The following is a 22,749-nucleotide window of genomic DNA, read 5'->3' on the forward strand; positions in this document are numbered from 1 at the left end:
CCCGTCTTACTCTTCCGATCAAGCAAGGCCATTGCTCCGTATTATCGAGCCTGTCATCAAGCGGAGAAGCGCCATGTTAGGCAAACTCGACAATCACCTGCTGTTCAACGAAACCGCCCTCAGCCTGCGCGAAAAGCGCCAGGCCGTGCTGGCGTCGAATATTGCCAATGCCGATACGCCGAATTACAAGGCGCGCGACATTGATTTTTCCGCCAACCTGCAGGCGGCGCTGGACCGCGCCAAGAACCCGCCACCGTTGAATACCACCGCCGGCAAGCATTTCCCGCGCCCCCCGCAAGACGGCAGCACGCTGCCCGACGGCACGCCGCTGCTGTACCGCACGCCGGCCCAGGGCGCGGTGGACGGCAATACGGTCGACATGGACGTCGAGCGCAACAACTTTGCCGACAATGCCTTGCGCTATGAGGCGGGGGTGACGTTTATCAACTCGCAGATCAAGGGCCTGATGGCCGCGATCCAGGGAGGCCAGTAATGTCCTTGTTCAGTATTTTCAATGTGTCCGGTTCGGCCATGAGCGCCCAGGCCCAGCGCCTGAACGTGGTGGCCTCCAACCTGGCCAACGCCGACAGCGCCACCTCGGCCAGCGGCGAAGCCTACCGCGCCAAGCAGGTCGTGTTCGAAGCCACGCCGACTGCCAACGGCGCCGCCACCAGCGTCAAAGTGCGCCAGGTGGTGGAAGACCCGTCGCCGATGAAGCAGGTGTACGACCCCAAGCATCCGCTGGCCGACGACAAGGGCTATGTGACGATGCCGAACGTGAATGTGGTCGATGAGATGGTGAATATGCTGTCGGCCTCGCGCTCCTACCAGACCAATGTGGAAACCATGAATGCAGCCAAGACCATGCTGCTGAAAACCTTAACGATTGGACAGTAATCATGGCCGTAGCAAGCACCGATAATTCAAAGACCGTCCCGCCGGCGTTGCTGAACGCCATGAACCCGTCCAAGACCACCAAGACGGGCGTGGAAGCGGACCAGGACAAATTCATGACGCTGCTGATCGCGCAGCTGAAGAACCAGGACCCGATGAATCCGTTGGACAATGCACAGGTGACCAGTCAGCTGGCGCAGTTGAACACCGTGACCGGTATCAACAAGATGAATGAAACGCTGAATTCGCTGAAAGCCGATTACCAGGCCTCTGCGAACTTGGCGGCCACCAACCTGATCAACCATGGCGTGCTGGTCGAAGGCAATCAACTGACGCTGGCAGACGGTAAGTCCCTGTTCGGTGTTGAACTGGCGTCGCGCGCCGACACGGTGGAAGTGGAGATCCGTTCTTCCGGCGGCAAAGTGGTGCAGACCGTCACCATGAAGAATGTCGACGCCGGCGTCCTGCCCCTGGCATGGGACGGGAAAATGGCCGATGGCACGACCGCCGCGAACAACACCTACACCATGACAATCAAGGCGACCCGCGGTACCGAGCAGCTGAAGGACGCCAAGACCCTGCAATTCGGCACCATCGCCAGCATCTCGACCGGTGCCAGCGGCGTCAAACTGAATATCCCGTCGCTTGGCCAAGTGACCATGGACGCAATCAAGCAAGTACTGTAAGCAAGCGCAATCTGAATAGGGGAATACCATGTTTCAACAAGGTCTCAGCGGCCTGAATGCCGCCTCCAAATCGCTGGACGTAATTGGTAACAATATCGCCAATGCCAGTACCGTGGGCTTCAAGGGGTCGCAGGCGCAGTTCGCCGACTTGTACGCGAACTCCCTGAACGGCCTGGCCGGCAACAACCCGGGTATCGGCGTATCGATTTCGCGAATTGCGCAGCAGTTCACCCAGGGCAATATCGAAACCAGCAACAACCCGCTGGATATTTCGATCAATGGCGGCGGTTTCTTCCGCACCGTGACCCCGGGCGGTTCGGTCCAGTACACCCGCAACGGCCAGTTCCAGCTGGACAAAAACGGCACCATCATCAACGCCCAGGGCGCCGCCATTACCGGCTACCTGGCCAACAAGGATGGCGTGATACTGCAAGGTGCACCTACCCCGATCACCATCGATTATTCCGACCTGGTGCCGGTACAAACCACCAAAGCCAATTTCCAGATCAACCTGAGCTCGGCCACCGTTTCGCCGAGCAAAGTGCCGTTCAATGTCAACGATCCTCTGACCTACAACAAGCAGACCGTGATGGACGTGTACGACAGCCTGGGTAACGCCCACGTGATGTCCATGTTCTATGTGCGCACCACAGGGAATAATTGGGACGTGTACACCGCCATCGACGGCGTTGAGATCACCGCGCAGGCAGTGGCGGCAACGGTATTCACCGATAGCACCAACGCTGGTATTGAAGCCGCTGCGCGCCAAGCCTACCTGGATGCGGTTGCCTCCGGTATTCCAGCTGATATCACGACACGTAAAGAAGAGTATGCCGTGGCCGTGGGCACGATTATTTCTGCCGCAGCCGCAGCCGCTGGCGCCAGCCCTGACACCATCGCTGCGATCGACGCCATGTACACCGCCCCCACCAACATTGGCAGCTTAAGCGACGAAACGCCGGACTCGATCCTGCGTAAAATTGGTGCTGCGGTTGTCGTGCCGGCGACCAAGACGGGGACTTTGGTGTTCAGCCGAGATGGCCTGCTGGACGCTACCGCCATGGCCGCGCTGATTCCGGCGCAAACCCTGCCGTTCTCCATCAGCCTGCCGATGTTCCCGGATACTGGCTCCCGTATGCCGCTGGTGGTGGACACCAACTTCACCGGCTCCACCCAGTTCGTGGGCGCCACTTCGGAGAAATTCTCGACCCAGGACGGCTATTCCTCCGGCCAGCTGCAGCGCTTCAGCACCGGCCCGGATGGCGTGATCACCGGCCAGTACAGCAACGGTAAATCGCGCGCCCTGGGCCAGTTCGTGCTGGCCAGCTTCGCCGCGCCGGAGGGCCTGATCCCGCTCGGCAACAATGCCTGGACCGAAAGCGCCGCCTCCGGTGTGCCGCAGATCGGCGCGCCGAACACCGGCTCCTGGGGCCAGCTGCGCTCGTCCTCGATCGAGGCATCGAACGTGGACCTGACCGAAGAACTGGTCGACATGATCACCGCGCAGCGCGTCTACCAGGCCAATGCGCAGACCATCAAGACCCAGGACTCGGTGCTGCAGACCCTGGTCAACCTGCGCTAAGCGTAAGGGAGCGAGCAAGCCATGGACCGCCTCATCTACACCGCCGCCACCGGCGCGCGCCACCTGCTGGAGCAGCAGGCGACGACGTCGAACAACCTGGCCAACGCCACCACGACAGGATTCCGGGCCCAGCTCGATTCCTTCCGCGCGGTGCCGGTGGTGGCCGATGGCTTGCCGACCCGCACCTTCGTGGTCGATAACACGGTCGGTTCCGACTTCCGCCAGGGCGCGATGCAGACCACCGGCCGCGCGCTCGACGTGGCCCTGCGCGGCGATGGCTTCATTGCCGTGCAGTCGGCCGACGGCTCGGAAGCCTACACCCGCAACGGCAGCCTGAAAGTCAGCGAAAACGGCATGCTGCAGACGGCGGCCGGCCTGACCCTGGTGGGCGAGAACGGCCCGATCGCCATTCCGCCCGACGCCCAGGTGGCAATCGCCGCCGACGGCACCGTGTCGGCCATCGACACCACCCAGACCCAGCCCGGCCCATCGAATGTGCTGGGCCGCATCAAGCTGGTCAATCCCGACACGCGCGGCCTGGTGCGCGGCGACGACGGCCTGTTCCGCCAGCAAAGCGGGCAGCCGGCCGACGTCGACCAGGGCGTGCGCCTGGTGGACGGCACGCTGGAGGGCAGCAACGTCAACGCCATCGATGCCATGGTCAACATGATCAGCCTGGCGCGCTCGTTCGAAACGCAGATGAGCCTGCTGAAAAACGCGGAAAACAATGCCGCCAAGGCAACGCAAATCCTGGCCTTGAATTAAGTTGCTTGCATCATTGTTGCCACTTGGCAACAGTGTGGCCTATCCGTCATTGCGCCGGGCGCGCGAATTGCCCATCATGGTGCTTTGCCATCCACCAGAGCCAGCCCATGCGCTCGTCCCAGGAACGATATGCCGCCGTGGTATTGCCGTTCGCGCTCGCCGTTGCCGCGCTGACGCTGGTGGCTGTGCTCAGCGTTTCCATCATGTCCACGCTGCGCGCCTATGTGGCCGGGGAAAGCCACTGGTCGAAAGGGCAGAAGGCCGCCATCGCCACCTTGCAGCGCTACCTGGCCACGGCCGACGAGCAGGATTTCCAGCAATTCCGCGCTGAACTGGCGGTGCCGCTGTCCGACCTCGTGGCGCGGCGCGAGATGGACAAGGAGCAGCCCGACTACGCGGTGGTGCGCGCCGGTTTCGTCGGCGGGCGCAACGCCGCCGAAGATATCGACGGCATGGTCTGGCTGTACCGCAATTTCAAGCACGTGCCACTGATGGCGCGCGCCATCACCTACTGGAAGCACAGCGACGAACACTTGCTGCGCCTGCGCGACCTGGGCGAGCGCCTGCACGCCACGCCGCTGGCGGCGCGCCCGTCGCAAGACGTGTTCCTGCTCGAACTGCAGGAAATCGATCGCCGCCTGTCGCCGCTGGCCATCGGCTTTGCCGCGGCGGTCAACGAAGCGGCGCGCCAGGTCACCAATGCCTTGCTGGGCGTGCTGGTGCTGGCGGCCGCCCTGCTGGCGTTGAGCTGCCACCGCTACCTGCGCCGCTCCTTCCTGCGCCGCGAACGCCTGCTGCAGCAGTTGCAGCACAGCGAAGCCGCAGCCTTTGCCGAGAAAGAGCTGCTGCAGGTCACGCTGGCGTCGATTGCCGACGCCGTCATCACCACCGACCGCGCGCAGCGCGTCAGTTACTGCAACCGCAACGCCGAGCAAATGCTCGGCATGCCGGTCGCCAGCCTGCTCGGGCGCCCCCTGGCCGAGGTATGCCGCCTGGAGGGCGCCGAAGGCGGCCTGCAGCTGCTCGCGGCCGATGGCCGCCAGCTGCCGGTCGACCGCCAGCTGGCGCCGATCCACGCGCCGGACGGCCAGGCCATCGGCCAGGTGATCGTGCTGCACGACGCCAGCGAAGCGCGGCGCCACGCCGCCCAGCTGTCCTACCAGGCTACGCACGACGAGCTGACCGACATCCTCAACCGGCGCGAATTCGAGCGCCGCCTGTGTGAACTGCTGCGCGCCATGCACGAGGGCGAAGAAGGCGAACATGCCGTGCTGTACCTCGACCTGGACCGCTTTAAAGTCGTCAACGACACCAGCGGCCACGCCGCGGGCGACGAGCTGATCCGGCAAGTCAGCCAGCTGCTGCGGGCCACCCTGCGCGAGCGCGACATTGTCGGCCGTCTTGGCGGCGACGAGTTCGGCATCGTGCTGACCTACTGCAGCCACGCCGACGCCGTGCGCGTGGCCGAGAAGGTGCGGCAAGCCGTGGTCGAGCTGCGCTTCCTGTGGGGAGTTCGCAGCTACCGCGTCGGCGTCAGCATCGGCGTGGTGCTGCTGGCCGGGCGCCAGGGCAACCTGAAGGAGGTGATGAAGTCGGCCGACGCCGCCTGCTATATGGCGAAAGAGAAGGGCCGCAACCGCATCCACCTGTACAGCGCCGACGATGCCGAACTGTCGGTGCGCCAGACCGAGATGGAAGCGGTGTCGCGCATCCGCGCCGCGCTGGAAAACGACCGTTTCTGCCTGCACCTGCAAACCATCGCCCCGCTCAAGCCGGGCGGCCAGGCGCATGCCGAAGTGCTGGTGCGCATGCTGGACGAGCAGGGCGGCCTGGTGCCGCCCATGGCCTTCATCCCGGCCGCCGAGCGCTACGACCTGATGCCGCTGCTCGACCGCTGGGTGATCCGGCACGCCTTTGCCGCGCTGGCGCAGCAACCGGCCGGCACCAGCTGGGCCATCAACCTGTCCGGCGCCTCGGTGTGCGACGAGGACTTGCTGGAATATGTGCTGGAACAGCGGCGCGCCAGCGGCGTGGCGCTGGAGAACGTCTGCTTCGAAATTACGGAAACGGCAGCGGTGGGCAACCTGGCGCACGCCGCCGCCCTGATCCAGGACCTGCAGGCCCAGGGCTGCCGCTTCGCCCTCGACGACTTCGGCGCCGGCATGTCGTCCTTCGCCTACCTCAAGCACCTGCCGGTCGATTATGTGAAGATCGACGGCAGCTTCATCCGCGGCATCCTGCACAGCCCGACCGAGCGCGCCATGGTCGAATCGATCAACCAGATCGCCCATGTCATGGGCAAGCAAACCATCGCCGAGTTCGTGGAAGACGAGGCCGTGCTGGACTGCCTGCGTGCCATGGGCGTCGACTACGCCCAGGGCTATGGGGTAGGGCGGCCCGAGCCCATGCAGGAGCTCAGGCAATCATATAAAGAAGCCGCGCTTTGAGCCTGGCGCCTACATCAACTGGACACCCCACCAGAACTGCAGGATCATCGCCATCTCTTGCGACATGCCGTAGAGCTGAAGCGCGCCACTCTTGTTTCTCGAAAAAACAAGCGCTGGGAACGTACCGCGTACCAGGCTGCCATGCGCAGGCAGGGCGGCCTGTTTAAACGCTTGGAGCGCACCGCGGTCGTCCGGATCGAGATCGACATACCAAAGCTCCACCGTGTTTCCGTCATCGATGAAGCTGCCGCCGAATCCAGCCGGGCACGCTTTTCCTTTGATTTTTTCAAGCATGGAACCCAACGGTGAAACTACGCCCCGTGGCGACGGCCGAATGAGCTCGGCCAGCAGCGCATCGCCTTTGGCCCCTGTCGCAACGGTTTCCGCAAAGGCGGTGCGCATCACGTTCAGTGCGGCGGTTTCGCCGATGCGCGATGGCTCGATAGTATCCACGTCATCGATCGCCTTCCGTAGGCGCTTCTGGAAGTCGGCAAACTCCGCTTGCGCCTTCGACTTGTCGAAGCCTGGTTGAATGAAATCGGACGAGGTGCAAAGTGCCTGCCGAAGATCGCGGGGCAGCGCCATGCCTGGCCGCCATTGTGTTGCCGCTGCATTCAAGCGGGCGAGCCGTTCGGGTGGCAGCGTTTGCAGGATCTTGTGTAATTGTTCTGCGTCTTGCTCGCGTCCAGGCAATCGCTCCTGTGAGACTTTCAGCAGGACTCCCGCCAGTTCCGGGTCATAAGGCATTCCTTTGTTTCCCAGGCTCAGTTCGGCCAGGATGCTGGCTGCCACGGGATTCCCATTGTCGGCCATTGGCCAGAGTTGCGCGACAGCCTTCGAATACCATTGCTTGCTCTTGGCCGGGCTGTGCTCAACCCCATCCAGGCCACGCTGGTACTTGTAAGCCAGGCTGAGCTGGGCGAGTATGTATCCTGACGCCGCTGACTTTTCAAGAAGTACGAATGCCAGTTGCTGTTGCGAAGGTTCCGACAGGGATTGCGACAAGGTGAAGTCGGTAATGCGATCGGAGCCGCCTGGCATCAACGCCAAAGCGGCAGGCGGAGCTGCTGCATGCTTTTTGATGTTAGCTTCCCACGCCGCCACCTGCTTTGCCGCTGGCGTCGCAGCGGAGCGGTTTCGCTTATGTTCCTCCACCAGATGCTCTTGTGCGCCAATATGGCCGCCCTCGGCTGCGAGGACGTAAAGTCGCTTCGCTCGCCTGTCATCCCGCCCAAGGTCGCCGCGATACTCATGGGCCCTCGCCAGCAGGAACAGTTTCTCGGGGGTGGGCATATCGGTTTTCTGTTGAAGTTCGAGCATCGCCGTGATGTAGCGATTCTCTTTATCCGTAAACGCGATTTCAGTTCGTGCAACGGAGGTCAAGGGCAGGGCGCTTAGCAGCGCGGCGGCAAGATAGATGGCAGCGGTCTTGTTCATTTTCGGTTCAAACCTGTCTTCCTCTGGACGGTTGCTATTGTCTTTGGGGAAATAATTGTCAAACTTGAAACGATAGCAGGGCTGAGCAATGCATGTCACACGCTTGAATAGGCGGGGGAAAACCAGCCAGATCGACGCTTTGAGTTGACGCTCCGCACGGGATAATGCCTGCATAGGAAAACCGTAATTGGAGCAGGCAAATGATTCGATCACTGTGGATTGCCAAGACTGGCATGGAAGCACAGCAGACCCAGATGGACACCGTGTCCAACAACCTGGCGAACGTGCAAACCAATGGCTTCAAGAAGTCGCGTGCGGTCTTCGAAGACCTGCTGTACCAGAACATCCGCCAGCCGGGCGCGGCCTCGTCGCAGCAGACGCAGCTGCCGTCCGGCATGCAGCTGGGCACGGGCGTGCGCCCGGTGGCCATCGAGCGCATCCATACCCAGGGCAATCCGCAATCGACCGGCAACGACAAGGACATGATGGTCAACGGCAACGGCTTTTTCACCGTGCTGCTGCCCGATGGCACTACCGCCTACACGCGCGACGGTTCGTTCCAGCGCGATAACAATGGCCAGATGGTCACCTCCAGCGGCTTCGTGCTGCAGCCGGCCATCACCATCCCGATCAATGCCCAGAGCATTACGGTCGGCCGCGACGGCACCGTGTCGGTAACGCTGCCGGGGCAGGTGGCGCCGCAGCAGATCGGCAGTATCCAGCTGGCCACCTTCATCAACCCGACCGGCCTGGAGTCGAAAGGCGAGAACCTGTATGTGGAAACCGGCGCCTCCGGCGCGGCCACCGTCAACCAGCCCGGCACCAATGGCACCGGCGTGATCCTGCAGGGTTATGTGGAAACCTCCAACGTCAACGTGGTGGAGGAGATGGTCAACATGATCCAGACCCAGCGCGCTTACGAGATCAATTCGAAGGCGATCACCACCTCCGACCAGATGTTGCAGCGCCTGTCGCAGCTGTAAGGATTTGCCATGCGCCCGAACTTCGCCGCCCTTGCCGCCGCCGCTGCCGCGCTGCTGCTGTCCGCCTGCGCCACGGCGCCGTCGTCCATCGTCAGCGGCCCGACCAGCGCGCGCCCGCTGCCGCCGCCATATCCGCCGCTGGCGCAGACCAATGGCGCGATCTACCAGGCCAATACCTACCGCCCGGCCTTCGAAGACCGGCGCGCGCGCCATGTGGGCGATGTGATCAATGTCGTCATCACGGAAAACACGTCGGCCGTAAAAAATGGCGCCAGCTCGGGCAACAAGTCGGGCAGCGTCAATTTCGGCATCCCGGGCGTGTTCCAGAACAAGCTTGGCACCAACGTCGCCACCAGCGCCGACAACAAGTACGCCGACGCCGACAACCAGAGCATGAGCAACACCTTCACCGGCACCATCGGCGCCACCGTGGTGGAAGTGCTGCCCAACGGTAACCTGATCATTGCCGGCGAAAAGCAGGTCGGCCTGAACAAGGGCACCGAATACATCCGCATTTCCGGCATGGTGAACCCGGATTCGATCGTCAACGGCAATTCGGTCACCTCGACCGCGATTGCCGATGCGCGCGTCGAGTACCGCACCAAGAGCAATATCGACCGCGCCGAAGTGCAGTCCATGCTGTCGCGCTTCTTCCTCAGCCTGCTGCCATTCTGACCATGAAGACTCTCAAGCTCCTCGCCCTGTGCGCCGCGCTGGCGCTGGCGCCCACCGTGCAGGCGGAACGCCTGAAGGACCTGGCCAGCATCGCCGGCGTGCGCCAGAACCAGTTGATGGGTTACGGCCTGGTGGTCGGCCTCGACGGTTCCGGCGACCAGACCACGCAAACCCCGTTCACCGTGCAGTCGGTGGCCTCCATGCTGCAGCAGATGGGCGTGGCGCTGCCGGCCGGCACCACCCTGCAGCTGAAGAATGTGGCCGCCGTGATGGTCACCGCCAGCCTGCCCGCGTTCGCGCAGCCGGGCCAGCAGATCGATGTCACCGTGTCGTCCATGGGCAATGCGAAATCGCTGCGCGGCGGCACTTTGCTGATGACCCCGCTCAAAGGTGCGGACGGCCAGGTGTACGGCATGGCGCAGGGCAATGTGCTGGTGGGCGGCGTCGGCGCGCAGGCGCCGGGCGGCGGTGCCTCGGTGGTGGTCAACCACCTGTCGGTCGGCCGCATTTCCGGCGGCGCCACGGTGGAACGCGCGGTGCCGACGGCGCTGGGCGACGGCAACCAGATCCGCCTTGAGCTGAACAATACCGACTTTGCCACCGCCAGCCGCGTGGTCAGCGCCATCAACGACAAATACGGCGCCGGCGTGGCCTATGCGCAGGATGGCCGCACCATCCGCGTCACCGCGCCATCGTCGAGCGACGCGCGGGTGGCCTTCATCGGCGACCTGGAAAGCCTCGACGTACGGCCGGCGCGCCAGGCGGCCAAAGTCATCATGAATGCGCGCACCGGCTCGGTGGTCATGAACCAGGAAGTCACGCTCGAGACGTGCGCCATTTCGCACGGCAACCTGTCAGTATCGGTCAGTGCCGACACCCAGGTCAGCCAGCCCAACCCGCTCAGCGGTGGCCAGACCGTGGTTGCCCAGCAGGGCAATGTGGACATCAAGAAAGATGCCGGCAAGGTCATCATGCTGAAGGGCGGCGCATCGCTGGCCGAAGTGGTGAAGGCGCTCAACGCCATCGGCGCGTCGCCGCAGGACTTGCTGGCCATCCTGCAGGCGATGAAGGCAGCGGGTTCGCTGCGCGCCGAGCTGGAAATCATTTGAGGACGCAGCCATGATCCCACGGACCGTCTCCACCGACCTGAACAACGGCCTGGCCATCGACAGCAAGGGCTTTGGCGATTTGCGCCAGTCGGCGCGCGCCGGTTCGCCGGAAGCGCTGAAGACCACGGCGGTCCAGTTCGAAGCCATGTTCGTCAATATGATGATGAAGAGCATGCGCGAGGCGACGCCGCAGGATGGCCTGTTCGACAACCAGCAGACCAAGATGTTCACCACCATGCTGGACCAGCAGACCAGCCAGGACATTGCCAAGAAGGGCATCGGCCTGGCCGACGTGCTGGTGCGCCAGCTGTCGAAAACCCTGCAGCAGCAGGACGTCAGCGCCGGCGACCCGATGGCGCGCGCCTTGCTCGACCAGGCCAGGCTGCAGCGCTCGATCGAAGCCAGCGGCGGCGCGGGCGCCATGGCCGGCAAGGCCGACAGGCCGAGCGTCGCCGCGGCCGACAAACCGGCCCACGTGCGCGCCTTCCAGGACAAATTGACCAGCCATGCGGAAGAAGCCAGCCGCGCCTCCGGCATCCCGGCCAAGTTCATGCTCGGCCAGGCGGCGCTGGAATCGGGCTGGGGCCGGCGCGAAATCAAAGGGCGCGACGGCAGCAACAGCCACAACCTGTTCGGCATCAAGGCCGGTCCCGACTGGAAGGGCCGGGTGGTCGAAACCGCCACCACCGAATATGTGAATGGCAAGCCGCAAGTGCGCGTCGAGAAATTCCGCGCCTACGACAGCTATGCCGACAGCTTCAAGGACTATGCGCGCCTGATCACCAAGAATCCGCGTTACGAAAAAGCGCTGGCTGCCGCCAACGGCACCGACGCCGCCGGATTCGCGCGCAACCTGCAGCGCGCCGGCTATGCCACCGACCCCAACTATGCCACCAAGCTGGCCAGCATTATCAAAAGGACATTGGCTTAATTGAGCCATTTCAAGTTTTGCTGCGCAGCGCCGTAAACTGAGACATCATGACTGCACTCTTTGGTATCGCGAAATCCGGATTAATGGCCGCCCAGACCGGGCTGACCACGACCGGCCACAATATCGCCAATGCGGCGGTGCCCGGCTATAGCCGCCAGACCGTCATCCAGGGCACCACGCCGCCGGTCAACCTGGGCGTCGGCTTTATCGGCACCGGTACCGAAGTGGCGCAGGTCAAGCGCGTCTATGATGATTTCGTTAACAAGCAACTGCTGGGCGTGCAAACCCAGCAGGCTTCGGTCGACACCTACCTGAAGCAGATCAGCCAGATTGACAATATGCTGGCCGATGCGACGGTCGGCCTGTCGCCGGCACTGCAAGGTTTCTTCAAAGGCATCCAGGACGCCAATTCGGCGCCGGCCTCGTCGGCCTCGCGCCAGGCCATGCTGTCGGCGGCAGAAACGCTGACCGCGCGCTTCCATACCATGAATGACCGCCTGCAGGACTTGCAGAACGGCACCAACAGTGCGATCACCGCCAACGTGTCGGAATTGAATGCCTTCGCCCGCCGCGTGGCCGACCTGAACAACCAGATCGCCGGCCTGTCGATCGATCCTTCGCGTATCCCGAATGATTTGCTGGACCAGCGCGACCAGATCATCAGCGAGATGAACAAGGTCATCAAGGTCACTGTGACGCAGGCCGACAACCATATGCTGAACGTATCGTTCGGCAGCGGCCAGCCGCTGGTGGTGGGCGGCAACTCGATGGCGCTCGGGGTCGGCACTTCGGATACCGACCCGAGCCGCGTAGTCGTGGGCTACCAGACTCAGAACAAGCTGGCGGTGCTGCCCGATTCGGTGCTGGTCGGTGGCCAGCTGGGTGGCTTGATGCAGTTCCGCAACGAAGGCCTGGACAAGGCGCAGAACCAGCTTGGCCTGATCGCTGCCGGCCTGACCGATACCTTCAACGACCAGCACAAGCTGGGCCTGGACCAGAACGGCCAGCCGGGCGGCAATTTTTTCAAGGATATCCAGGCCTATGTCGGTTACGATCGCGACAACGCTGACGCCAGCACACTGGACATCCAGGCCACGGTGGTCGACGGCGGCGCCCTGACCGGCGCCGACTACGACATGACTTTCGACGGCACCAACCTGGTGCTGACGCGCCGTACCGATGGCCAGCAGACCACTATCACCCCGTTCCCGCAAGGCGGCGTACCGCAAGTGATTGACGGCGTGTCCTTCAATATCACCGGGGTGCCGATGGCGGGCGACCGGGCGGAAATCCGGCCAACCTATTTCGCCGCTTCGCAAATGGCGGTGGCGATTTCCGACGGCACCAAGATTGCATTGGCGGCGCCGATCAGCACCTCGACCCCCAGCACCAATACCGGCAAGGCCAAGATGAGCCCGGGCGAGGTCGATGCCAATTACCTGTTGCCGGGCAATACCCTGGTGGCGCCGGTCAACCTGACCTACGACCTGGCCAGCAATACGCTGAGCGGCTTCCCGGCGGTCGACGTCACGGTGACCGACGAAGCCGGCGTGGCGACCGTGTTCCCGGCCGGCACCCCGGTCACCTATACCTCGGGCGCCAAGATCAGTTTCAGCGGCATCAGCTTCACGCTGAGCGGCACGCCGGGCGACCTCGACAAGTTCGACATCAAGCCCGGCAGTGGCGTCGGCGACAACCGCAACGGCGTGGCGCTGGCCGCGCTGCAAACCAAGAACACCATGCTGGGCGGTACGGCCAGCTACCAGTCCACCTATGCCGGCCTGGTGAATACGATCGGCAACCGCACGCGGGAAGCGGAGATCAACAGTGCCGCGATGGAAACCGCGGTTGCCCAGGCCACCGAAGTGCAGCAATCGATCTCGGGCGTGAACCTCGACGAAGAGGCCGCCAACCTGATCCGCTACCAGCAAGCCTACCAGGCCTCGGCGAAGGTGATGGCCACGGCCGCCACCCTGTTCGACACCTTGCTCTCGCTGGGCGGTTAAGCAATTTGAAGGAATAGCATCATGGTCATGCGCATCAGCTCCAACATCATCTACAACAACGGCGTCGGCCAGTTGAACACGCTGCAGTCGCAACTGCAGCGCGCCCAGCTGCAGCTATCGACCGGCCGCCGCGTGCTGACCCCGGCCGATGACCCGGTAGCTTCCGCGCGTGCGCTGGAGATCAGCCAGTCGAAAGAGATGAACACCCAGTTCGTCACCAACCGCACCAATGCGCGCAGCTCGCTGTCGCTGGTGGACCAGTCGCTGCAGAACACCGACGACCTGCTGCAGGATGTGAAGCGCCTGATCGTCAACGCCGGCAACCCGGCCCTGTCGCAGCAGGACCGCCTGTCGCTGGCGACCGAGCTCGAGGGCCGCCTGGACGACCTGCTGGGCCAGGCCAACGCCACCGACGGCACGGGCGGCTTCCTGTTCTCGGGCTACAAGCTGGCGACCCAGCCCTTTGCCAAGAATTCCACCGGCGCCGTATACCAGGGCGACCAGGGCGCGCGCGACCTGCAGGTAGCCACCTCGCGCAAGCTGCCGATCAGCGTTTCCGGTTCCGAAATTTACGAAGAGGTCCTGACCGGCAACGGCACCTTCGTCACCGGCGCCAATGCCGGCAACCAGACGCGCGGCGGCACCGGCGTGATTTCGCCCGGCTCGGTGGTCGACCGCACCTTGCTGACCGGCCACAAGTACACGATTGATTTCACGGTGGTGCCGGCCACGCCGGGCGTGCCGGAGGTGACCACCTTCACCGTCAACGATGTCACCAATGGCACCCAGCCGCTGCTGAACCAGCCCTACAAACCGGGCGAACCGATCATATTCGACGGCATGCAACTCGACATCAAGGGCAAACCGGCCGACCTGGACCAGTTCTCGGTCGACCCCAGCACCAACCAGTCGATGTTCACCACGATGCGCAACCTGATCACGGCGCTGTCGGCCAGCCCGTCCAATCCGGTCGCCGATGCCGAGCGCACCAACCAGCTCAACCTGGCCAACCAGAACATGAGCAATGCCCTCGACAAGGTCCTGTCGGTACGTGCCAGCGTCGGTTCCGGCCTGAAGGAACTCGACCACCTGGACAGCGCCGGCGACGACCTGAACATCGCCTACGCCCAGCAGATTGGCGACCTGATCGACGCCGACCCGGTGGAAACCATCTCCCGCTTCACCCAGCTGCAAACCAACCTGGAAGCAGCGCAAAAATCCTACAAGGCGTTGACCGGTCTGTCGCTGTTCAACTTCATCTGAGGCTTGCGGCTATCCCACTCGCGCGGCAGTTGCCGCGCTTTTTCTATGCCCTGGTTGACCAGGCTCTGGATCGGCATGTTCATGTAGGGCAGGGTCATGGTCAGCGTCAGGAAGCCGACGCCGAGGGTGATGGGGAAGCCGATGCCGAACAGGTTCAGCTGCGGTGCGGCGCGCGTCAGGATGCCGAGCGCGACGTTGGTGATCAGCAGGGCGGCGACGATCGGCAGCGACAGCTGCAGGCCGGCCGAGAAGATGGTGGCGCCCCATAGCGCCAGTTCCCAGAAGCCGTTGTTGTGGAAGGCGATGGCCGCCACCGGCAGCGTGAAGAAGCTTTCGGCCAGTGCTTCCAGCAGCACCAGGTGGGCGTTCACCGCCAGCACGGCCAGGGTCACCACCCAGACCAGGAACTGCGACACGGCCGACGAGCGGCCCTGCGACATGGGGTCGAAGAAGCTGGCAAAGCCGAGGCCCATGGTCAGGCTGGAAATCTCGCCCGCCATCTCCACCGCGGCAAACACCAGGCGCATCGCGAAGCCCATGCCGGCGCCGATCACGATCTCGCGCGCCAGCACCGACAGGCCGGCCCAGCCGGCCGGGTCGAGCGCCGGCATGGCGGGCACGGCGGGCGCCACCACCATGGCCATCAGCAGCCCCAGCGCGACTTTCACGCGCATCGGGATGCGGGCATTGCCAAAGATGGGGGAGGCGGCAACCAGCGCCAGGATGCGCGCCGTCGGCCACAGCAGGGCGGCAATCCAGGTATTGAGTTCGGCGGCGGTGACGACCAGCATGGTTCAGCTGACCAGGGAGGGGATCCCTGTCAGCACCTGGCGCATGTAGTCGAGCATGACGGACAGCATCCACGGCCCGGCCACCACCAGGGCCACGAACACGCCCACCAGCTTGGGGATGAAGGACAGGGTGGCTTCGTTGATCTGGGTGGCGGCCTGGAAGATCGAGACCACCAGGCCGATCACCAGCGCCACCAGCAGCAGCGGCGCCGCCACCATCAGGGTGACTTCCATGGCCTGGCGGCCCATGGTCATGACGGTTTCCGGATTCATGGCGCGCGCCCCTAATAGAAGCTCTGGGACAGGGAGCCCAGCAGCAGTTGCCAGCCGTCGACCAGCACAAACAGCATCAGTTTGAACGGCAGCGAAATCACGGCCGGCGACATCATCATCATACCCATCGACATCAGCACCGAAGCGACCACCATGTCGATGATGAGGAAGGGGATGAAGATGGCAAAGCCGATCTGGAACGCGGTCTTCAGCTCGGAGGTGATAAAGGCCGGCACCAGCACTTTCAGCGGCACGTCTTCCGGTCCCTGCAGGGCCGGGCTGCGCGAGATCTTGACGAACAGGGCCAGGTCGGACTGGCGCGTCTGCTTCAGCATGAAGGTTTTCAGCGGCGCGGCCGAGCGGTCCATGGCCTGCTGCATGGTGATCTTGTTTTCCTGCAGCGGGATCCAGGCGTCGGTATAAATCTTGTCGAACACCGGGCTCATGACGAAGAAGGTCAAGAACAGCGACAGGCCGATGATCACCTGGTTGGGCGGCGCCGATTGCGTGCCGAGCGCCTGGCGCAGCAGCGACAGCACGATTACGATGCGGGTGAAGCCGGTCATCATCAGCAGCGCGGCCGGGATGAAGGTCAGCGCCGTCATCAGGATCAGCGTCTGCAGCGTCAACCCATAGTTGGTGCCGCCGCCCGGCGCGGGCGTGCTGGTGAAGGCGGGGATGGTGGGCTCGGCGCCGGCCGCCAGCGGCAGCAACAGGGCGAGCGCAGCGCCGCCGGCAGCGGCGAGGCGCAGGGCGTGCTTATTTGCCATTGCGCTTTTCAATCGTCTGTTTGAACCATTCGGCGAAATTGGCGCCGGGCACTGGCTGCGCGCCCGCCAGGTCGGCATCGGCGATTTCCTGGCGCGGCATGGTGGCCAGGGCATTCATGCGGCCGGGCGAGGCGCCGACCACGATCCATTGTTCGCCCACTTCCACCACCAGGATGCGTTCGCGCGCGCCCACGCTCAGGGCGCCAACCAGCTTGACGGTGGTGCCGCCGGTGATGTGTTTCGGGCCAAAGCGCTTGAGCAGCCAGGCCAGGCCGACCAGCAGGGCAATGACAAAGCCGAGCGAGAGGATGGTCTGCAGCAGGGAGCCGGCGGCGGACGGCGCCTGGCCGGCCAGCACATTGGCCGGGGCCGGCGCATTGGCGGCGCGCGCGCCGGCCAGGGCGGCCTGCTGTTCGGGCGTCACCGCAGGCGCGGCGGCGGCCGGAGCTGCGGCAGCCGGTGCGGCGGCATCGGCCGGGGCGGCTTGCTGGCTGGTGGCGATGGTATCGGGGGCGGGGGCTTGCTGCGCCAGCGCGGGGGCGCCGGCAAGGCAGAAGGCGGCCGCCAGGGTGAGCGGCCGCAGGGCGCGAAGGACGGCGTGGCTTTGCTTCATTTATTCAGTTTTCGGATGCGTTCGGATGGCGTGATGATATCGGTCAGGCGGATACCGAACTTGTCGTTCACCACCACCACCTCGCCCTGGGCGATCAGGCAGCCGTTGACCAGCACATCCATCGGCTCGCCGGCCAGGCCGTCCAGCTCGACCACGGAGCCCTGCGCCAGTTGCAGCAGGTTCTTGATGGCGATCTTGGTGCGGCCCAGTTCCACCGTCAGCTGCACCGGGATATCGAGGATGAAGTCGATATCGTTATGGGTTTCAGTCTTGTTCGGCTGCTTGGAAAAATCCTTGAACACGGCGGCAGTGGCGGCCTGGTTCTGCATGGCGGCCGCTTCCGCAGCGGCCTGCTCGGCGATCGCCGCGCCCCACAGATCCTCTTCGCTGCTGGTATCGTCTTCTTGATTGTCCGACATGTTTCTCTCCTGTTTGCTGCTTTACTTCATATTATCGGTGTTTGCCAGCAGTTTCTCCACCTTCAATGCGTATTGCCCGTTCAACACACCATAAGTGCAGTCGATCACGGGCACGCCATCCACGGTGGCTTCGATGGTTTCCGGGATGGTGAGCGGGATCACGTCGCCCACCTTCATATTCAGGATTTCATCGAAACTGACTTTGGCGGTGCCGAGCTTGGCCACCAGTTCCACTTCGGCGATCTGGATCTGCTGCGTCATCAGGCGGATCCAGCGCTTGTCCACTTCCAGCGCTTCGCCCTGCAGCGAGGAGGTCAGCGCGTCGCGGATCGGCTCGATCATCGAGTACGGCATGCAGAAGTGGATCTGGCCCGACACCGAACCGAGTTCAATGGTGAAGGTGGACGCCACCACCACCTCGTTCGGCGTGGCGATGTTGGCGAACTGCGTATTCATTTCGGAACGGATGTACTCGAATTCGACCGGGTACACCGGCTCCCACGACTTGGTATAGGCCTCGAACACGATATCGAGGATGCGCAGGATGATGCGCTGCTCGGTCTGGGTGAAGTCGCGCCCCTCGACCCGGGTGTGGAAGCGGCCGTCGCCGCCGAACAGGTTGTCCACCAGCAGGAACACCAGGCCCGGGTCGAACACCATCAGCGCCGTGCCGCGCAGCGGCTTCATGTGCACCAGGTTGAGGTTGGTCGGCACCACCAGGTTGCGGATGAACTCGGAATACTTGGAAACGCGCACCGAACCGACCGACACTTCGGCGCTGCGGCGCAGGAAGTTGAACAGGCCCACGCGCAGCAGGCGCGCGAAGCGCTCATTGATAATTTCCAGGGTCGGCATACGGCCCCGGACGATGCGTTCCTGCGTCGCCAGGTTGTAGGTGCGGACACCGGTGGACTCCTCGGGCGCCGCGACGTCGTCCTGATCGCCGTTAACGCCCTTTAAAAGGGCATCAACTTCTTCCTGGGAGAGAAAATTATCAGCCATGCTTCACACAAACCTTACTGGATGATAAACGCTGTAAACAAAACTTCCGACACTTCCTGGTTGTCGCCGCCGTTTTCAAACGGCTGGTTGACCGCTTCCAGGATGTCCTTGCTCAGCTGCTGCTTGCCTTCCGGCGTGTTGATTTCGGAGGCGTGCTTGCTCGACAACAGCAGCAGGATGCGGCTGCGCAGCTTGGGCATATTGGTCTTGATCACTTCCGACTCTTCCAGGCTGCTGGCCTGCAGGGTGATCGCCAGTTGCAGGTACTGCTCGCCGTTCTCGGGCTGCAGGTTGACCGTGAACTGGTCCACCGGCACATACACCGGCGGCCCGGCCGGTTTGTTTTTCTTGGCCTTCTTGACCGGCTTGGCTTCCTCGGCATGCTCTTCGCCACCGCTCTTGAGCATGAACCATGCGCCGCCACCGCCGGCCAGGGCGAGCACCAGCACGCCAGCCATGATGATGATCAGCTTCTTCTTGGAACCACCGCCTACCGGTGCTGCTTCTGCCTTCGCATCAGCCTTCATTTTTGGATTCGCTTTCAATTCTGCCCTGGATGCAAGAGTTGGATCATGACGCCATTATGTCATTATCGCGAAAGCTTTCGGGAGGCGATGCGCTGAAAAGAGGCAGGAAGCAGGGCTATCTCTGCCTTAGGCGAAGGTATCGACTGCTCCCAGCACGCTGCGGCGTGCTGCTGGCGCAGCCGATGCCGCCTGGCCGTCATCGCCGGAGTTGTCATTCTGGCCATTGGCAACGCCGCGGCCACGGCCGGCGGCCGCCATCTGTTCGAAGGCCTGCTGCTGCTCCTGGCTGCCGGCCGACACGCTGGCGTCGCCCAGCGTGATGCCGGCTTCGCCCATGGTCTCGCGCAGCTTCGGCAGGGCCTGCTCGAGGGCTTCGCGCACCTCCGGCTGGGCTGCCATGAAGGCGACGCTGGCCTGGTCGTTGGAAACGTTCAGCACCACCTGCAGCGGGCCCAGGTCGGGCGGGTTCAGGGTGAGGGTGGCGCTTTGTTCGCCGCCGTTCACCATCCACACGACTTTCTGGCCGAGCTGGTGGTCCCAGCCCTGGCTGCCGACGCGGGCATGCAGCTGGTTGCTGGCCACCGCTTGCGCTGCTTGGGCATTGGCGGCGCCGGCGGGTGCCTGCGCGGTGGCCGCCTGCACGGCGCCAGCGGCCGGTTGTGCGGCCTGGGCGGCATCGCGTGCTGCAGCGTCGCTGCGGGCCTGGGCCAGGGTGGCCTGGAAGTCGGCTGGGGCGGCTGCTGCCGCGCCTTGCTGGGCATTGGCTGCGGCCCCTTGCGGCGCCAGCGCGGCCGCTGCCAGCTCGGGCGCTTCCGCGCCCGCTGCCGCAGCGGAAGCCTGGCTGGCCGCTGCCGCGCCGCCCTGCTGCGCGCTGCGCGCTTCCAGGGCGGCCAGGGTCTTGGCCATGGCGGCGGTGTCGATCTGCGCGCCGGCGGCGCTTTGTTCGTCGGCCTTGCCCATCATTTTGCGCAGGGCTTCGGCAGCCACTTCGGGGGCGATGCCTGCCGGCGGTTCGGCGCCAGCGTCCATGCCGGGCCAGTGTGGCAGGGCCGCACCAGCGCTGCGTTGGTCCAGCGCGGGGGCATCGCCCTGCGCCAGGCCGGCAATGGCCTGCCCGGCGCCGTCGGCGGGCGCTGCCGCCGGCGTGGCGGCCGGCTGGTTCAGGCTGGCCATCAGCATCAGCATCTCGGCGATCGGGTCGCTGGCCGCCTGGCTGGCGGCTTCCGCCGCGTTCGTCTCATCGGCCGGGGCGCTGGCGCCAGCAGTGGCGCTGGCAGCGGCGCCGGACGGATTGCCGCCCTCCGTTTGCTGGGCGGCGGTCGGGGCGGGCGCGGCCGGCGCGGCGTCCGGGCTGGCTGGGCCGGCCGGGGTGGCCTGGCCCGCCGGCTTGGCGCCGGGCGTCGCTTGCACGGGTTTGGCCGCCTGGGCCGGGCTGGCTTGTGCCGGGCGCGCCGGCGCGGATGGCTGGGCCTGCGGTTGCTGGGCGGCCGGTTTCGGCGCCTCGGCGCGCCGGGCCGGCGCGGCGGAGGGCGCCGGGGTCGGCGGCAAGGCAGCGGCCTGGCGTTCGATCTGGCGGTTCAGGGCTTGCTGGAACTGTCCATCAGCCTGCGCCGTCGGGGCGGTGCCCGCGCGCGGGCTGCCCGGGTTGCCGGTGAGGAGGGGATTGGTCTGGACAGTCTGGGTATTCATCGTAAAACCTAGCGTTTGAAAAATGCCTGGCGGGAGGCGTGTTCATCCATGGCCTTCTGGTCGCGCTTGGCTTCCTTCTTCAGCTCCTGGGCTTGCGCCCGGTCGCGCAGGGTGGAGAAGGACATGCGCTTGCGCTCGGCTTCCTGCCACGCCTGCTTTTCCTGGTCGCCGCGCGCCTTGGTGTGGCGCAGCACATCCTCCTGGCCCTTGATCGCCGCATCCAGCTTCTCCATGAAAGCCTGGAAGTTGCGGTACGCCATGGGCGTGATGCCCTGCTGCTGCGAAGCGTCGAAGCGGCGGCCATACTCGTCGCGGTAGCCGACCAGCATGTTCAGCTTTTCCTCGGCGTCGGCCACGGCTTTCAGGGCCGCGCCAAGGCGCTTGGCCGCATCGTCGGTTTCCCGCCGGGCCAGGTCAATCAGGGTTTCGAGTTGCTGGGTTGAGGCCATGATGGTTCATTATAGGCAAGGCCAGCCGTGTCAATCAGTCGAACAGCGTGGTTAATTGCCCCAAACTCTCGGGCATGGTGACTTGCTCGGTAATCTTTTGTTGCAAGAATTGCTCGATTTTGTCGTGCAGGGCGATGGCCTGGTCCAGCACCGGGTCGGTGCCCGGGGTGTAGGCGCCGACGGCGATCAGGTCGCGGCTGCGTTCGTAGCGTGAAAACAACTGTTTCAGCTTGCGCGCCTGGTCCTGGTGCGCATGCGAGGTGATCGAATGCATGGCGCGGCTGATCGATTGTTCGATATCGATGGCCGGGTAGTGGCCGGCTTCGGCCAGGCGCCGGTTGAGCACGATATGCCCGTCGAGGATGGCGCGCGCCGAGTCGGCGATCGGGTCCTGCTGGTCGTCGCCCTCGGTCAGCACGGTGTAGAAGGCGGTGATGGAACCGCCGCCCAGCTCGCCATTGCCGGCGCGCTCGACCAGCACCGGCAGCTTGGCGAACACCGATGGCGGGTAGCCCTTGGTGGCGGGCGGCTCGCCGATCGCCAGCGCGATTTCGCGCTGCGCCATGGCATAGCGGGTCAGCGAGTCCATGATCAGCAGCACATTCATGCCCTTGTCGCGGAAGTGCTCGGCAATCGCCGTGGCATAGGCCGCGCCCTGCATGCGCATCAGCGGCGGCGTGTCGGCCGGCGCCGCCACCACGCAGGAGCGGCGCAAGCCTTCCTCGCCCAGGATTTGTTCGATGAATTCCTTGACCTCGCGGCCCCGTTCGCCGATCAGGCCGACCACGATGATGTCGGCTTCGGTATAGCGCGCCATCATGCCCAGCAGCACCGATTTGCCGACGCCGGAGCCGGCGAACAGGCCCATGCGCTGGCCACGGCCCACGGTCAGCATGGCGTTGATGCAGCGCACGCCCACGTCCAGCGTTTCCACGATCGGCGCGCGGCCCAGCGGGTTGGCCGGGCGCACATTGATCGGCGCCGAATCGTTGGTCTGGATCGGGCCCAGGCCATCCAGCGGGCGGCCGGCGCCATCGACCACGCGGCCCAGCAGTTCGGGGCCGACCGGCAGGTGGCGCGCGCGGTCGCTCGGGCGCCGACGCGGGTGGCTGACGCTGCCCGGTTTCGGCACGCTTTGTTCGACCGGGAACACGCGGGTGCCGGGCACGATGCCTTCGACATCGCTTTGCGGCATCAGGAACAGCTTGTCGCCCTCAAAGCCCACCACTTCGGCTTCCACCTTGCCGCCGGAGGGCAGGGGCACGGTGCAGGCGGCGCCCACGGCCAGGCGCAGGCCGACCGCTTCCATCACCAGGCCGGCCACGCGCGTGACGCGGCCCGACACTTGCATTGGCTCGACGAAGTCGACCAGGGTGGCGCAGTCGTTCAGGTAGGAACGCCAGCGGCCGGCATGCACTTGCGGGTCAGGCGCGCCCAT

The 22,749-nt window shown here is 64.4% G+C and carries 23 protein-coding genes; 12 read left to right on the top strand and 11 right to left on the bottom strand.

Annotated elements, in window-relative coordinates; all coding sequences use genetic code 11:
* The first annotated feature begins 73 nt into the window (after nt 1-73).
* From flgB to ACE3TQ_RS04165, 6 genes are all read left to right on the top strand, one after another.
* Nucleotides 74-493 (top strand): flagellar basal body rod protein FlgB, encoded by a 420-nt coding sequence (gene flgB, locus ACE3TQ_RS04140; protein ID WP_374580678.1) that lies wholly within the window; start codon nt 74-76, stop codon nt 491-493.
* A complete protein-coding gene (gene flgC, locus ACE3TQ_RS04145; RefSeq protein ID WP_374580679.1) occupies nt 493-897 on the top strand; it encodes a flagellar basal body rod protein FlgC in 405 nt (134 codons plus the stop codon). The genes flgB and flgC overlap by 1 nt, the downstream gene beginning before the upstream one ends.
* 2 nt (nt 898-899) lie before the next feature.
* Nucleotides 900-1,580, top strand: coding sequence for a flagellar hook assembly protein FlgD (locus ACE3TQ_RS04150; protein ID WP_374580680.1), 681 nt, complete (start codon nt 900-902; stop codon nt 1,578-1,580).
* Between the two features lie 28 nt (nt 1,581-1,608).
* Complete coding sequence (locus ACE3TQ_RS04155) at nt 1,609-3,162, top strand: flagellar hook protein FlgE (protein WP_374580681.1); 1,554 nt, start codon at nt 1,609-1,611, stop codon at nt 3,160-3,162.
* A 21-nt stretch (nt 3,163-3,183) separates the two neighbouring features.
* Complete coding sequence (flgF, locus tag ACE3TQ_RS04160; RefSeq protein WP_374580682.1) at nt 3,184-3,927, top strand: flagellar basal-body rod protein FlgF; 744 nt, start codon at nt 3,184-3,186, stop codon at nt 3,925-3,927.
* 107 nt (nt 3,928-4,034) lie between these two features.
* Complete coding sequence (locus ACE3TQ_RS04165; protein WP_374580683.1) at nt 4,035-6,374, top strand: EAL domain-containing protein; 2,340 nt, start codon at nt 4,035-4,037, stop codon at nt 6,372-6,374.
* Between the two features lie 9 nt (nt 6,375-6,383).
* On the opposite strand, the gene ACE3TQ_RS04170 is transcribed toward ACE3TQ_RS04165, so the two are convergent.
* A complete protein-coding gene (locus ACE3TQ_RS04170) occupies nt 6,384-8,024 on the bottom strand; it encodes a tetratricopeptide repeat protein (protein ID WP_374580684.1) in 1,641 nt (546 codons plus the stop codon).
* On the opposite strand from ACE3TQ_RS04170, the gene flgG reads away from it, so the two are divergent.
* The 6 genes from flgG to flgL are packed head-to-tail and all read left to right on the top strand — an operon-like array spanning nt 8,012 to nt 14,778.
* A complete protein-coding gene (gene flgG / locus ACE3TQ_RS04175) occupies nt 8,012-8,794 on the top strand; it encodes a flagellar basal-body rod protein FlgG (protein ID WP_374580685.1) in 783 nt (260 codons plus the stop codon). The two genes, ACE3TQ_RS04170 and flgG, sit on opposite strands and share 13 nt — an antisense overlap.
* 9 nt (nt 8,795-8,803) lie before the next feature.
* On the top strand, nt 8,804-9,469 hold the full coding sequence (locus ACE3TQ_RS04180; protein WP_374580686.1) for a flagellar basal body L-ring protein FlgH: 666 nt from the start codon (nt 8,804-8,806) through the stop codon (nt 9,467-9,469).
* Nucleotides 9,470-9,471: 2 nt separating this feature from the next.
* Nucleotides 9,472-10,578 (top strand): flagellar basal body P-ring protein FlgI, encoded by a 1,107-nt coding sequence (locus tag ACE3TQ_RS04185; protein WP_374580687.1) that lies wholly within the window; start codon nt 9,472-9,474, stop codon nt 10,576-10,578.
* Between the two features lie 10 nt (nt 10,579-10,588).
* Nucleotides 10,589-11,509, top strand: a complete 921-nt coding sequence (gene flgJ, locus ACE3TQ_RS04190; protein ID WP_374580688.1) for a flagellar assembly peptidoglycan hydrolase FlgJ — start codon at nt 10,589-10,591, stop codon at nt 11,507-11,509.
* A 47-nt stretch (nt 11,510-11,556) separates the two neighbouring features.
* Nucleotides 11,557-13,515 carry a flagellar hook-associated protein FlgK gene (flgK, locus tag ACE3TQ_RS04195; protein WP_374580689.1) on the top strand — a complete coding sequence of 653 codons (1,959 nt, stop codon included), beginning with the start codon at nt 11,557-11,559 and terminating at the stop codon, nt 13,513-13,515.
* Nucleotides 13,516-13,536: 21 nt separating this feature from the next.
* Nucleotides 13,537-14,778, top strand: a complete 1,242-nt coding sequence (gene flgL / locus ACE3TQ_RS04200; protein WP_374580690.1) for a flagellar hook-associated protein FlgL — start codon at nt 13,537-13,539, stop codon at nt 14,776-14,778.
* On the opposite strand, the gene fliR is transcribed toward flgL, so the two are convergent.
* From fliR to fliI, 10 genes are all read right to left on the bottom strand, one after another.
* Nucleotides 14,736-15,569, bottom strand: a complete 834-nt coding sequence (gene fliR, locus ACE3TQ_RS04205) for a flagellar biosynthetic protein FliR (protein WP_374580691.1) — start codon at nt 15,567-15,569, stop codon at nt 14,736-14,738. The two genes, flgL and fliR, sit on opposite strands and share 43 nt — an antisense overlap.
* A gap of 3 nt (nt 15,570-15,572) precedes the next feature.
* Nucleotides 15,573-15,842 carry a flagellar biosynthesis protein FliQ gene (gene fliQ / locus ACE3TQ_RS04210; protein ID WP_374580692.1) on the bottom strand — a complete coding sequence of 90 codons (270 nt, stop codon included), beginning with the start codon at nt 15,840-15,842 and terminating at the stop codon, nt 15,573-15,575.
* A gap of 11 nt (nt 15,843-15,853) precedes the next feature.
* The gene (gene fliP, locus ACE3TQ_RS04215) at nt 15,854-16,612 is read right to left on the bottom strand and encodes a flagellar type III secretion system pore protein FliP (RefSeq protein WP_374580693.1); all 759 of its coding nucleotides are present in this window, start codon (nt 16,610-16,612) and stop codon (nt 15,854-15,856) included.
* Entirely contained in the window at nt 16,602-17,225 is a 624-nt protein-coding gene (gene fliO, locus ACE3TQ_RS04220; protein WP_374580694.1) for a flagellar biosynthetic protein FliO, read from the bottom strand. The genes fliP and fliO overlap by 11 nt, the downstream gene beginning before the upstream one ends.
* Nucleotides 17,222-17,644 carry a flagellar motor switch protein FliN gene (fliN, locus tag ACE3TQ_RS04225; protein ID WP_161024872.1) on the bottom strand — a complete coding sequence of 141 codons (423 nt, stop codon included), beginning with the start codon at nt 17,642-17,644 and terminating at the stop codon, nt 17,222-17,224. Before fliN ends, fliO begins: the two co-directional genes overlap by 4 nt.
* Before the next feature lie 21 nt (nt 17,645-17,665).
* Complete coding sequence (gene fliM, locus ACE3TQ_RS04230) at nt 17,666-18,646, bottom strand: flagellar motor switch protein FliM (RefSeq protein WP_374580695.1); 981 nt, start codon at nt 18,644-18,646, stop codon at nt 17,666-17,668.
* A gap of 14 nt (nt 18,647-18,660) precedes the next feature.
* A complete protein-coding gene (gene fliL, locus ACE3TQ_RS04235; protein WP_374580696.1) occupies nt 18,661-19,173 on the bottom strand; it encodes a flagellar basal body-associated protein FliL in 513 nt (170 codons plus the stop codon).
* Nucleotides 19,174-19,299: 126 nt separating this feature from the next.
* Complete coding sequence (locus ACE3TQ_RS04240; RefSeq protein ID WP_374580697.1) at nt 19,300-20,862, bottom strand: flagellar hook-length control protein FliK; 1,563 nt, start codon at nt 20,860-20,862, stop codon at nt 19,300-19,302.
* An 8-nt stretch (nt 20,863-20,870) separates the two neighbouring features.
* Nucleotides 20,871-21,311 carry a flagellar export protein FliJ gene (gene fliJ, locus ACE3TQ_RS04245; RefSeq protein ID WP_374580698.1) on the bottom strand — a complete coding sequence of 147 codons (441 nt, stop codon included), beginning with the start codon at nt 21,309-21,311 and terminating at the stop codon, nt 20,871-20,873.
* 34 nt (nt 21,312-21,345) lie between these two features.
* Nucleotides 21,346-22,749, bottom strand: a complete 1,404-nt coding sequence (gene fliI, locus ACE3TQ_RS04250) for a flagellar protein export ATPase FliI (protein WP_374580712.1) — start codon at nt 22,747-22,749, stop codon at nt 21,346-21,348.

This window comes from Pseudoduganella sp. (genome assembly GCF_041914865.1).
In the GTDB taxonomy this organism is placed as follows: Bacteria; Pseudomonadota; Gammaproteobacteria; order Burkholderiales; family Burkholderiaceae_D; genus Rugamonas.